The sequence below is a fragment of the Enterococcus sp. DIV0170 genome (assembly GCF_051710765.1).
GTDB lineage: Bacteria > Bacillota > Bacilli > Lactobacillales > Enterococcaceae > Enterococcus_A > Enterococcus_A raffinosus.
Map to the genome: position 1 here is coordinate 295,591 of NZ_JBIOLG010000002.1, position 12,872 is coordinate 308,462.

Genomic DNA, 12,872 nt, shown 5'->3' on the forward strand with positions numbered 1-12,872 from the left:
TTCAATCCGCTTCTTTCAAAGTTATTTTGTATTCAGTAATTGTTTTAAAGGGTTCATTGGCAGGTAAGATGATTGAACCAAAGGCAGCATATTGTTCCGCACCAGGGGCGATTTGTGTCTCAAACGTAATTCCCCCATGATTTGCTAATTTCTTACCACGAATTTCCGGGCCTTCATCACCAAAGTTTGCGGTGAAAATCACAACACTGGATGAGTCTGTAGATACTGATAATTCGATGTTCCCATCGGGACTCGTTAATTTTGCTGCTGGGATATCCAAATTGCTTTCATTTAAGAAGAAAGGATGATCGAGTCCGTTACACAAATTCTTTTGTTCAAAGTCACTGGCAAATACCTCCGCTAATGCTTTTTCAGTTTGAAAATCAAAGGCTGTGTCCTTTGTATTCATTTTTTCACCAGTTGGAATAGTATCTGGACGAAGGTAAGCAAAGGAGTCGCTATTTAGCCAAAGCTTATGTTCATCAATTGCTTGAGTGACGTCGCCAGTCAAATTAAAGTACACATGGTTGGTTGGATTAAACAGTGTTGTCTGGTCACTAATTCCTGTAGTTGTTACGCGCCAAATGTTATCATTTGTCAACGTATGGCGTACCTCAACCTCTAAGTTTCCTGGAAACCCATGTTCACCATCAGGACTGAGCATGGTAAAAGTAACCGAGGCTTCACTTTCGTCCTTCTCGATCGTATAAGCCCATTTTTTTTCCTCAAATCCCGGCTTTCCACCATGAAGAGAATGTCCAGTTGCTGGGTCTGTGGATACTTGGTAGTCTTTTCCATCAAGTGAAAAATGACCTTTTTCGATTCGTCCGGCTGTTCGACCGATTGTTGCGCCAATAAAAGGATCCTTTTCTAAATATTCTTGAGCAGAGTCAAAACCTAAAATCAGTTCCTTATCCTTGCCAAGACTGACAATTCGAGCGCCTAGATCAGTCACAGCCATTTGGAAACCGTCTTCATTTCTAAGGGTAATCAAATGATAATCTTGTCCAAAATCTTTTTCTGTAATGTGCATTAAAAAAACCTCTCTTCATAAGAATTATTCAATTTCACGTGTCTTTGTAATTTTACCGATATATGGAGAAAGTGACAAGGACTAGAAGTTTTATTATTAAGTCTAAAGCTATCTTAACAAGTAATCGTTTTCTGTGTTACGTATTTCTGTGACGACTATTTAACTTTTTGTTGCATATATTTTTAAGAAATAAAAAGATAGAAGGTTGATAGTAGTGGTCCATCAAAGCAATTTTAGAGAATATTTTGAATGGATTTAACTTTTTCATGTATAATTTAAGGGGAAGCTGAAATGGAGGAACAGGCAATGGAACAAACGATTTTTTTGAAAAAGAAGCAGCACTATATACAAACAGATTTGCATTTTGATTTTTGCGGTATTTCTAAAACACTTCCTTTTCATTCTTTTGGTCCAGCAGTTCGGCGGAATTATATTTTGCATGTCGTGATGGAGGGCAAGGGAACTTATCATGTGAAAAATCATCATTATCATCTAAAAAAAGGAGATCTGTTCTTAATTCGTCCGGGGGATTCAACTTTCTATTTAGCAGATGGAGAGGATCCGTGGATGTATTGCTGGCTTTCTTTCGGTGGTTCTGCAGCAAATGAAATCATCCGTCAATCTCATTTTAAAGAAGCCCAATATACGATGATCTCTTCAGATATTCAAAAATATAGTGAGACAATCTTAGACTGCTTGTCTTATGCGGATGAAACACTAGAAAATGAGCTGCAGCTGAATGGATTAACATATCATTTTTTAGCGGACCTATTATCTGATGGCGGAAAAATTCATTTAGGCGATGAAAAAAATTATTCACCGCTAGCTGTAGCTGCCGTAGAATATATTGAAGCACATTACGCAGAGCAATTGACCGTGGAAGAGATTGCGCGGCATTTATCGGTGAATCGCAGCCATTTATCTCGAGTCTTTCGCACGCATATGGCTATTAGCATGAAAGAATATATTTTAGGAGTACGGATTAATCACGGGGCATTTCTATTGTCTATGACTGACGAATCTGTCGAATCAATTGCAGAACAAGTTGGGTTTAATAGTCTGGTTGTTTTTAGTCGAATGTTTAAAAAATTAACTGGGGAGACAGCCTCGGCTTATCGAAAACGAATGAAGAATGGGGATTTTAAAAATATTTCGTTAAATGAATTAAAGAACCAATTAGAAAAGCAAACAGTAGTGAATCGCGCTACCTAATAAAGTGAGCGTTTACAATGAATAGTGGATATTCTATACTTAAAATATAAGATATATGGTTATTTTTCTTGCATAAAATTGATAAGTGCAGAGAAAGCAATCAAATAAAAAAGCAGGAGGGATTCACCATGAAAAAAGCAAGCGAGATGACAGTGGAAGAACTAGGTGCCTACATTGATCAATCTGTATTGAAGCCAGATTTTACCGAAGCAGAGATTCGCAAGTATATTCAAGAAGGGATCGATTATCATTGTGCCACTGTTTGTGTCAATCCATCTTCTTTGGATATTGCGGCGGAGATGACAAAGGGAACAGACACAAAAATTTGTGTAGTATGCGATTTTCCATTTGGCACTAGTACGACAGCTTCCAAGGTTTTACAAGCTGAGACCTATTGTCAAAGAGAAGATATCTATGAGTTAGACATTGTGGCAAATTTTGGGTGGATCCGCAGCGGAAAATATGAAGAGGTGACGAAAGAACTTCTGGTGATTGTTGAAGCCTGTCATGCTCATGGAACAGCGGTTAAAGTAATTTTTGAAACGGACACATTAAATGAAGAGCAAATCCGTCAAGCCTGCGAATGTGCGATTGCTGCAAATGCGGACTTTGTTAAGACAAGTACGGGGTTTATTACCGGTTATGAAAGCAAAGGTGCGACAAATGAAGTGATTCAAATTATGATGGATCAATGCAAAGGCCGCATTAAAATCAAAGGCAGCGGGGGAATTCGAACACGTGAACATTTCTTAGAATTAATCGATATGGGGATTGATCGCATGGGAATCGGCTTTAAATCTACGCCCGTTGTTTTGGGAATAGAGGAATAGTATGGATAATTGCTTACAATTTGAAACACGTCAGGAATTTCGTGTCTGGCTAACAGAAAATGTGACGACTAGCGAGGGTGTTTGGCTAATATTCGGAAAAACGAAACAAGTAAAAACTCTGAAGGCAGGGGAAGCGCTGGAGGAAGCTTTGTGTTTTGGCTGGATTGATGGTGTTATGAAAAAAGTGGATGAGCATTCCTACTTGAAATATTTTGCTAGACGGCGCAAAAACAGCAAGTGGTCAGAAAAAAACAAAAAAATTGTGGCAAAGCTGGAAGAACAAGGACGGATGACTGACTTGGGACGTGAAAAGATAGCGGAAGCGAAGGAAAATGGACAGTGGGAAAACGCCACACGTCCTTCAGCGGTCACGGATGAACAGATTGCGGAAGTCGCCGCACTACTAACAGAAAATGCCGAAGCCGCAAAGAATTTTGCCAACATGTCTCCATCTGTTAGAAAAACCTACACGCGTGCTTACTTTGATGCGAAAACAGAGGCTGGAAGAGCTAGCCGCTTGGCTTGGATGATGGAACGTCTAGAAAAAAACTTAAAGCCGATGTAAAAAAAACGCTGGAACCCTAATAAGGTTTCAGCGTTTCTTCTTGTTGAATATAAGTTGTTAGCTCTTTTTGGTACTCCTGCCACTTTGCAGTTCCTGTATTTAAGTAGTCAGCCATTAGATAGCCGATATAGGGACCGGTCGTTAAACCAGAGGAACCCAAACCGCTAGCAACAATCAACCGGTCGTTTAACGGCCCAAAAAATGGCGCAAAATCAGAAGTATAAGCACGTGTACCAACGCGATAATGAAACGGTGTGCCAAGTAATTTTTCGGGTTCAGCTAAAAATTTACGAGCACTAGCAGTAAGCTGTTCAAAAGCAGTGGTGGTTTCATCTAAGTTCCAGCCGGCTTCATTTTCATGAGTCGCGCCTAAAAGAATTTTGCCGTTTAAGAAGGGAATCAAATCCGCTTCACCATCTAGCATGGCAACTGGGAAATCTCCGCTTTTTTTGAGTGCAGTTTGGAAGACCAAAAGTTGCCCCTTTTGTGGACGTAAATCTACCCGATAGTCTAAGGGAGCGAGCAGCTCTTTCAAATGCGGGCCGGCAGTTAAGGCGATTTGGTCAAAGACATCTTTGTTTTCGCCATAGCTAATGGTCTGATCATCTGTCAGCTGAACATGCTCTTGAATAATAGTAACTCCTTTTTCTTCTGCTCTTTTTTGCAAATGAGTCAAATAGGCCTTTCCATCTAATCGGCCGCCACCACTGATTTTGATTGAGGGTAAAGGTTCTAATAACGGTAATTCTTTTTGCGTTTGTACCCCCGTAAGCAATTTAATCGTACCAATTTCAGGCGCCTCTTTTTTTCGTCCTTCTGCCAACTTCAAAAGCTCCGCAAGCTGTTTTTCGGGTCGCAGAATCAAGGTGCCAGATTGTTGATAGATGGTCTGATCCAATTGGAAATCCTGAATCAGCTTTGGAAAAAAGGCGGCGCCATCTCTTGCTAGATTGTACCATTGCTTGTTTCGCCGTTTTGATAACCAAGGGGAGATAATCCCTGCACTGGCCTTTGTTGCTTGACCTGTAGGATCATCAAATAAAGTGACTTGATATTTTGTTTGATCTAAATAATTTGCCAACGTCATACCTATGATGCCGCCGCCAATAATAGCGATTTTCTGCATATATGTGACTTCTTTCTTTTTTTAGATAATTGCGAAATACTATTCCATAAGTTAAGTAAACTGGAAGCTTCTGCTGCTGATTTTGCCATAACGAAAATTATTTTTCAACAGATCTAGAAATTTTTACTTTACCTGTCGTAGTAATTGTCGTACAATGATTACAACGACAGATGAAGTAATTTTAGGAGGTGGCAAAATGATTTCGAGCGATGGAATTCGCGGGTACAATGATGTCATCATTTTGTCCGTACTAAAAGATGGCGATTCCTATGGTTACGCTGTTTCTCAAAAGATTCGGGATGTAAGTGAAGAAATCTATGTCATTAAAGAAACGACACTTTATTCCGCCTTCAACCGTTTAGAGAAAAATGGCTACATCCTTTCTTACCCAGGAGAGATTACTCATGGGAAGAAACGAACGTACTACCAAATAACAGACAAAGGCTTGACTTTTTTAGAAGAGAAGCGGGATGAATGGAAGCAGACTAAAAAAGTTGTGAACCGATTTATGAAAGAAGGGTAAAAAATGGATACGATCAAAAATTATGTAGAGACATTGTTTCTCGAATTTCCAAATACGAAGGAAGTCCAGCGAGCAAAACAAGAAATTTTAACAATTATGGAAGATCACTATTTAGCTTTACTGGATGAAGGAAAAAGTGAGCACGAAGCCATCGGTCAGGTGATTAGTGAGTTTGGCTCGGTGGATGAGCTACGTGAGGAACTGGAATTTTCAACGCGTGAACGAGAGCCTGAAAATGGCATTGAGGAAGAAGAAATGTATCATTATTTAACCGAACGAAAAAAAGACGCAAAAGGCCTGAGTTTAGGGATCAGTGGGTGTTTGCTAGCTGTCGGAACACTGATTGGGTTAAGTATCAGCGGTGCGGAAATGATGGGCTTCTTACTATTCTTCATTCTTATTGCCATTAGTGTTGGGGTGATTATTTATAATGGCATGCAATTTTCAAAGAATAGTGTGGTATTGAATGATCGTTATATTCCGGTTGAATTGAATAAAGAGGCACAAAAATTAAAACAAGGGTACCAAAAAAGCTTTCAGGTCAGTTTGGTATTTGGTATTTGTTTATGTGTGTTGAGCGTTTCTCCGATTTTCTTCTTTCAAATGTTTACTTACGCGGAATATGGCATTCCGGTGATGTTTTTCTTTTTAGCAATTGGAGTATTTTTAATTATATACGGAAGTATTAACTACAGTAGCTTTGATAAATTTATCAAGGAAAAATATTTTATTGCAGATGAGGATGAAATGGGTCCTAATGCGATGCATGAAAAATATGGTGAATCTGCTCGTACTAAGCATTTGCTAGAAAGAGTCTATTGGCCGCTAGTTGTAATGATCTATTTTGGTTGGTCTTTCTTGACACATTCATGGGGATTCAGTTGGATGATTTTTGTGATGGCAGGAATTTTTTACAGTGTATTAGAGGCTATCTTTGTAAAAAAGTAGCGTAGGGTTTATTCACGAAAAGCGGTAAGCATTTATTTCATGTTTACCGCTTTTTTGCATTGCATAATTTAAGTACTTCTTAATTCTTATAAGCGAATATTTGATTGAAAACAAATAAAGGAAACAAAAAAAGGGGATTTTGTTAGTAAATTATCATTCATAACTTATAAACAAATGATTGACAAAAAATCAGAATAAACTTAAACTTAAATCGAACGTATGTTTGTTTTTTAAGGAGGTGGTTTTGATGAACATTTATGAAGGAGAGCCAGTCAGAGATGTTTTTTGTATGGATTCTAAAAGTTTTTATGCCAGTGTTGAATGTATCGAGCTGGGCTTGGATCCACTAAAAGACCTGTTAGTCGTTATGAGTGGGGATCGGGAAAATGCTGGCTTGGTTTTAGCGGCGAGTCCGATGGCAAAACAAGAGTTAGGCATCAGTAATGTTAGCCGTGGTTTTGAAATTCCTAATCATCCAAAGCTGCATATTGTACCACCGCGGATGACTTTGTATATTCAATACCACATGCGCATTCAGGAAATTTTTCGTTCATATATGGCAGAAGAGGACATTCATACATATAGTATTGATGAGCAGTTTGGCGATCTGACTCATAGCTGGAAGTTGTTTGGCAATAGTTCGGCGGAGGTCGGAAAAAGGATTCAAAAAGAAATTATAGAAAAAATTGGTATTTATACGTCATTGGGGATGGGGGATAATCCTTTATTAGCGAAAATTGCGATGGATATCGAAGCAAAAAAGCGGAAGGATCATTTCGCTCAATGGCACTATCAAGATGTACCAGAAAAAATTTGGCCGCTTCGTTTGAGTAAGTTTTGTGGAATCGGCAACCGGATGGAGCGGCGCTATCAAATGATGGGCTTAAGCACTATGGGCGATTTAGCTCATACCGATCCGTTTGTTTTAAAAAATCACTATGGTGTGATGGGAATGCAGCATTATATGCATGCGTGGGGGATTGATCGCTCAGTTCTTTCCCAAAAGGATTTGTATCCAACTAAGGAAAAGTCTATCGGCAATTCACAGGTCTTGCCGAAAAATTACGCACATAAAGGAGATATCCTGACGGTCATTGCTGAAATTTGCGAGCAGGTTGCCCAACGTTTGCGTAAAGCGGATGTCTTAGGCGGCACGCTACATTTAGGGATCGCCTATGCTTATTTTGGAAGTGGAAAACGCGGTGGCTTTCATCATCAATTAAAAATTTCGCCTACCCATCAGGCGAAGGAACTGACTCGTGTAGCTTTTGCGCTGTTTGAAAAATATTGGGACAATTCTGAAGTACGAAATATCTCTATTACAGTTTCCTCACTGCGACCTGCTGGAAGCTTGCAACTGAATCTTTTTGAAGACCCACTTCAAACGATGAAGGAAGAAAAAATTGATGAAGTCATTGCACAAATCCGCAGTCGCTATAAATTTACGTCGATCGTACGGGCGCATTCACTAAATGAAGGGGCAACCGCTATCAAAAGAGCTGGCTTGGTCGGCGGCCACGCTGGCGGAATGGAAGGAATGGATTAGCCATGATCTATGATGATGATAGTGCAGAGAAGCTTTTTATGGAAGCAAAGCAGGTCTATCAGGACCGTGGAATGATGAAATGGATTGGTTTTTACTTATCGGATCATACCGCGGTGCTGAATAAGGAATCGAAAGTTCGAAATCATATCAATATTGAAAAAGAGCAAATGAGCCTAGAGGAAATCGGCGAAACGCTGCAACAGGCATATTTGAAGAATAAGCGAATCGCTCTTCAACTAGAATCGTTAGATAACGAAGGGAACTATTTGGATGATCTGGTGGGAAAGATTGTCGGTCAAAGAGAGGAACAGATCTATTTGAATGAGGAGGAGCGGGGAATGCTTCATTTGACAATCGAACAGATTCATCATATTGAAATACTCGGTCCCAAAAAGATTCTTAACGAGAAAATCACGAAGTAGCCGCTCTATTTTTTGGGACATTGAGGAATAGAAAAAGTCATGACAGAGTCGTCATGACTTTTTCGGTGCCTAAAAGAGTTTGAATTCATTTAATGGCCAGAAACGTAAAATTACTTTTCCTTGGATTAGAGATTTATCAACGAAACCGAAGATGCGACTGTCTTTAGAGATCAAACGATTGTCGCCTAAAACAAAATATTGATCATTAGGCACGGTCACATCAAAATCATTAGTGAAGCTCGTTGCATTAGCTGCTTGTTCCTGAAAGGCTTTGTTGTAGGAATATTCGTCAAAAAGCTTATCTTTTTTGAATTTTTCCTTGAACTCATTCAGGTAAGGCTCGTCGTATTCTTTTCCATTAATGGTCAAAACATTATTCTTCATTTCCACTCGATCGCCGGGTAAACCGATGATTCGTTTCACCACATAAATACTTTGATTATCTGGCTCTTTGGTAGTAATGATGTCCTGTCTATCCAGCTTCGATATTTTGGATGTGATTAATCGTTGATTATCATGAAGTGAAGGATCCATTGAGTGGCCTTCAACTTTTACAGGAGAAAAAACAAACATTCTAGCAAGAAAAATTAATACGATAATGATGACTACAGGAAGCCATTCTTTTATTTTATTGTTCATAAGGTCACCTCAATGGTAAATTTTATCATTCTTCAAAACAAAAAGCTTCTTTTAACCACTGCTTCAAGGAAAATTTCAGCAAGCACTAGAGAAATTTTACCTTTTATGGGAAACTGAGAACATGAATGAATGGATAGGGGAAAGAAAATGACTAAGAACTACCCAGCATCACCGATTTTACCGAAGAATTTTACTGATGATTTTTATTTAGAAGATGAGGCTGTGATTGATGAAGTCCATGCTATTGAATACGACTATAGTTATTTAACGTGTGAAAATCTTGTCCTGCGCCGAACAATTTTGGAGAAGGTAACGATGCAGCGGACAAAATTGATTCGCTTCGAAGCAGGGAATGTTCTTTTCAAAAATTGTGATTTCTCAAATCTTGAGTGGATCGGTGGCAGTTTTCATCAAGTTGTGTTCGAAAATTGTAAACTAACGGGCTGCAACTTTGCGGAAAGCTATTTACGAGATTGTCGATTCAAAGATTGTATGATCAATTTGGGTTCATTTAGTGGGACGAACCTGAAAAATGTTGCTTTTGAAAATTGCAAACTGACGGATAGCGAGTTTTTCGAGGTAACTTGGAAGCATTTATTTTTAACAGATAATGAATTAGATAATAGTAATTGGATGCGAACAAAACTAGCCGATTTGGATTTTACGAGTAATCAATTTAGCAAGATTGCTTTTTCGATGGAGCAATTGAAAGGTCTGAAAGTCGATTCCTATCAAGCCATGATTATCGCCGCTGGTTTAGGTTTGCAAATTGTGGAGGGGTAAATGAAACAAGTAAAGAAGCGAATTAAGGGAATTCCAGTTGTATGCTGGGGTGAATCCAGTGCTAAGGGAATCTTAGCCTTTCATGGGGATCAATCGCACAAAGAAGATACGGTCATTCAGTTATTCGCAGAGGCTGCGGTTAGAGATGGCTATCAGGTCTGGAGCTTTGATCTTCCAGAACACGGGGAACGCAAAGGGGAAGCTTATGCCCTTAATCCGCAAAATGTTCTGGCAGATACAGATAAACTAATTGCTGAATTGGCTGAGCAAACAGAAGAGATTTCATTGTTCGGCTGCAGCATCGGTGCTTATTTTGGCATGCTGGCGACGCAAGATAGAAGAATCAAGCAGAGCTTTTTCTTGTCTCCAATTGTCGATATGCAAGAATTAATTGAGAATATGCTGATCTGGTTCAACCGAACATTGGAGGAGCTAGAGAAGGAAAAACGAATTGAAACCCCCATCAACACTTTGGATTGGGAGTACTATTCATATGTTGCGGAGCACCCAATCAGCTGGAAAGTGCCGACAAAAATATTGTATGGTGAAAATGACAACTTAACATCAAGGGAAACCATTGAAAATTTTTCTGAAGCTGAGGAGATATCCTTAACGGTTGTAGAAGCGGGGGAGCATTTCTTTCATACACCAGAGCAGCTTGATATTTTTCAAAAATGGTTAAAAACAAATTTATAAAAGTAAAAGTATCCTAGCAAAATCTTGCTAGGATACTTTTTTTAAATTATTTTACTTTTTTACGGCTGAAAAACAGCAATGCAGTGGCAAGGAATAAAATACTGATACCTGTGATAAGGTAGCTTGGCGTATAGCGCTCACCCGTTTTAGGCAATTTTTTTGCTGTCGTTTGGTTAGAAATAGTTCTTCTAGCCGGATTGTTGGATGATCCAACAGGTGTCATGTCATTCTTCTTACTTGAATCAGAAATTTCTCCTGTGGTCTGACTGCTAGTCTCAGTGCTTGCGGTTGGAGCAGTTGTCGTGGACTCGCTGTCGTTGGTACTAGTTGTTGGAGTCGTTGTAGACTGATACACATAAGTGACTGTTTGCGCTTTAGCGCTAAAGGTTCCCTTAGCGTTTTTTGGTAATTGGTTTTTATCCAACGTGTACCCCTTGATATCCGGTTGATAGTCTTTACCGGATACATCAAACTGGGTGTCTAGTTTTCCTTTTATAACCGTTTCTTTATGAATTTTCTTCCCATTTTGATCAACATATTGAATGGTTACCATCGGATCAACCACTGTAACTGTCGCTTTTGCAGTGGCAGAATCACCGGACCAGCTTCTGTTTGGAACACGAGCGTACGTATAGGTAATTTCGTATTTTCCAGCGGTTTGATTGTTAACGGTCCCTTTGACAGAAACATCGCTAAGGGCGATGTTTTCTCCATTAGGAGCTATCCCGCCATCGAAGTTATCTGCGGGATCCCATGGATCGCCGACAGAGATCATTGAGTCATGAGCCTTCAATGTTACGCCATTTCGTTTATAAATGTATGTGACAGTTTGCATATCCGCCGTTAATTTTCCAACGGCGTTTTCAGGTAATTTTGTGTTGTCTAAGGTGTAGCCGTCAATAGCAAGCTGATAAGTTTCGGTGGTTGTATCGTAGTCCTCACCAACGTTTCCGTTATAAATTTGTGGTGGATGAATATTGTCACCATCCTCATCAACATATTTAATCGTCACTCCTGGCGAAGGCGTTGTATGCTGCACATCAAATTGATGCAGATAGGTTCCTGATGAAATAGCATAGAACGTAAATCTATCCGGTTGATTATAAGAGCCTGCTGGGTTATTCAAACGAGCATTGTATTTAAAGGTTTTGAGTTGATCAAATTCATCCTGTGTCACACCAGATACAGTAATCCCTTCATCTGTAATTGCCAAACGGCTGCTGTCTAGCTGTACACCATTGAAGTCAAAGTAGGTTTGACTATCGCTACTTGACGTTGTGAAAGGCGGTATGTAGCCATCATAGTTGGTCATACGATTTGGCATAATTGAAAAAGGAATATAGATTGTTTGTTTGTCTGCATCGTAATTTAACGCTTTGGCATTGATCGCTGTAGCTGGATCATTTCGTCCAGTATTTTGACCAAAGGCAGCAAGCTGAGTTAATGCCGGCATTTGATTGATCGGGCGAAAATCCGTAATCCCGCAAAACTGAACACGCAATTCAGTTAGCTTTGTTAAAGCTATCGCAGGTTCGATTGTTGTGATATTCATATTAGATTCGAAGGCTAAAGATTCAAGGTTTGTCATTTTACTGATTTTATTGTATACCTTGTCAGTAACGTTTGTTCCTGAAAGATTCAGTCTAGTGATCGTTGTACCAAAATTCGGGACATTTTCATCGTTGACATTTGTTCCCATCAGATAGACCTGTGTCAATTTTGGCAAAGTGGTTAATACTGAAAAATCCGTAATTTGATTATTTGAATTCATATAAAAATAGGCCAAGTTTGTGGCTAACTCCAACCCTTGTAAATTAGCGATAGCATTATCTGAATTTTGAATATACAAGCTAGTAAGTTTTGTCATATCCTCTTGAGTCAAGGTATCCTTGGTTTTGCCAATCGTTTTTGCCACGATTTGTTGTAAGACAGGGTCTGGCATCCACGAGTCTACAGAGGCTATACGTGGTTCAGGTTCAAGTGTTGCGGTTGAAGAGCTTGATGGTTGTGAATCCGCTGTAGAAGGTTCAGTTGTTCCCAGAATGGGCGCTACTGTACTATCTTGCGTTGCGGAGCTTTCTGTTGTTGATGAGAGACTATTCACTGAGCTTGTCGTGTTCAGGGATTCAGACAAAACCGTACTGTTTAGAGCGCTGCTGTCAGTAGATGTTTCAGCGTTACTTTGGATAGGAAAGGTCGAGAGAGGGCCCAACACGATTGAACAAGCAAATAATTTATATAAATTCTTTTTCACAAATATAACTCCTTTATAATAGGTATGTAATGGATAAATAATAATTCTTTTTTAATAAATAAACTGCTCAAGTTTTAATTTTTGCATTATTTTATTTGACCATTTTCTTTTTAATAAAGAAGTTATTTTACTTGGTTAGACGCGTATTGTATAAGAGCTTACTAAATAATATAGTGTTCAAATTACTTGTGATTATTCGTTCTTTTATAAAAAGAAGGTTTTTAAATACCATAAAAAGGTTTCTGATCCTAGTAAATTTTTAGTAAAGGATTTTATAAGCAAATGTAAAGAAAGT

13 protein-coding genes are annotated in these 12,872 nt (G+C 39.0%); 9 read left to right on the top strand and 4 right to left on the bottom strand.

Annotated features, from left to right (window positions below):
- Position 1 precedes the first annotated feature (1 nt).
- Entirely contained in the window at positions 2-1,033 is a 1,032-nt protein-coding gene (locus IGI50_RS17080) for an aldose epimerase family protein (RefSeq protein WP_438777814.1), read from the bottom strand.
- Between the two features lie 306 nt (positions 1,034-1,339).
- Here IGI50_RS17080 and IGI50_RS17085 point away from each other — a divergent pair, with 306 nt between their 5' ends.
- The 3 genes from IGI50_RS17085 (at position 1,340) to IGI50_RS17095 (ending at position 3,640) form a co-directional block, all read left to right on the top strand.
- Positions 1,340-2,245 carry an AraC family ligand binding domain-containing protein gene (locus IGI50_RS17085; RefSeq protein ID WP_438777816.1) on the top strand — a complete coding sequence of 302 codons (906 nt, stop codon included), beginning with the start codon at positions 1,340-1,342 and terminating at the stop codon, positions 2,243-2,245.
- A gap of 128 nt (positions 2,246-2,373) precedes the next feature.
- Positions 2,374-3,075: a deoxyribose-phosphate aldolase gene (gene deoC / locus IGI50_RS17090; protein WP_438777818.1), complete on the top strand. Its 702-nt coding sequence runs from the start codon at positions 2,374-2,376 to the stop codon at positions 3,073-3,075.
- Between the two features lies 1 nt (position 3,076).
- Positions 3,077-3,640, top strand: coding sequence for a YdeI/OmpD-associated family protein (locus IGI50_RS17095; protein WP_438777820.1), 564 nt, complete (start codon positions 3,077-3,079; stop codon positions 3,638-3,640).
- A gap of 16 nt (positions 3,641-3,656) precedes the next feature.
- Here IGI50_RS17095 and IGI50_RS17100 read toward each other — a convergent pair whose 3' ends face one another.
- Complete coding sequence (locus IGI50_RS17100) at positions 3,657-4,766, bottom strand: NAD(P)/FAD-dependent oxidoreductase (protein WP_438777821.1); 1,110 nt, start codon at positions 4,764-4,766, stop codon at positions 3,657-3,659.
- 196 nt (positions 4,767-4,962) lie between these two features.
- Here IGI50_RS17100 and IGI50_RS17105 point away from each other — a divergent pair, with 196 nt between their 5' ends.
- The 4 genes from IGI50_RS17105 to IGI50_RS17120 all read left to right on the top strand — a co-directional run bounded on the left by IGI50_RS17105 (position 4,963) and on the right by IGI50_RS17120 (position 8,205).
- Positions 4,963-5,289, top strand: a complete 327-nt coding sequence (locus IGI50_RS17105) for a PadR family transcriptional regulator (RefSeq protein WP_010743690.1) — start codon at positions 4,963-4,965, stop codon at positions 5,287-5,289.
- 3 nt (positions 5,290-5,292) lie between these two features.
- Positions 5,293-6,237 (top strand): permease prefix domain 1-containing protein, encoded by a 945-nt coding sequence (locus IGI50_RS17110; RefSeq protein WP_010743689.1) that lies wholly within the window; start codon positions 5,293-5,295, stop codon positions 6,235-6,237.
- 247 nt (positions 6,238-6,484) lie between these two features.
- Positions 6,485-7,783: a Y-family DNA polymerase gene (locus tag IGI50_RS17115; protein ID WP_438777823.1), complete on the top strand. Its 1,299-nt coding sequence runs from the start codon at positions 6,485-6,487 to the stop codon at positions 7,781-7,783.
- Between the two features lie 2 nt (positions 7,784-7,785).
- Positions 7,786-8,205 (top strand): hypothetical protein, encoded by a 420-nt coding sequence (locus tag IGI50_RS17120; RefSeq protein WP_438777824.1) that lies wholly within the window; start codon positions 7,786-7,788, stop codon positions 8,203-8,205.
- A 69-nt stretch (positions 8,206-8,274) separates the two neighbouring features.
- Here IGI50_RS17120 and lepB read toward each other — a convergent pair whose 3' ends face one another.
- Positions 8,275-8,844 (bottom strand): signal peptidase I, encoded by a 570-nt coding sequence (gene lepB / locus IGI50_RS17125; protein WP_218257537.1) that lies wholly within the window; start codon positions 8,842-8,844, stop codon positions 8,275-8,277.
- A gap of 147 nt (positions 8,845-8,991) precedes the next feature.
- On the opposite strand from lepB, the gene IGI50_RS17130 reads away from it, so the two are divergent.
- On the top strand, positions 8,992-9,627 hold the full coding sequence (locus IGI50_RS17130) for a pentapeptide repeat-containing protein (protein ID WP_438777825.1): 636 nt from the start codon (positions 8,992-8,994) through the stop codon (positions 9,625-9,627).
- Entirely contained in the window at positions 9,628-10,323 is a 696-nt protein-coding gene (locus IGI50_RS17135; protein WP_438777827.1) for an alpha/beta hydrolase, read from the top strand. It begins immediately after the preceding gene.
- A 46-nt stretch (positions 10,324-10,369) separates the two neighbouring features.
- Here the strand turns inward: IGI50_RS17135 and IGI50_RS17140 are convergent, their stop codons facing one another.
- Positions 10,370-12,577, bottom strand: a complete 2,208-nt coding sequence (locus IGI50_RS17140) for a MucBP domain-containing protein (RefSeq protein WP_438777828.1) — start codon at positions 12,575-12,577, stop codon at positions 10,370-10,372.
- Between the last annotated feature and the right edge of the window lie 295 nt (positions 12,578-12,872).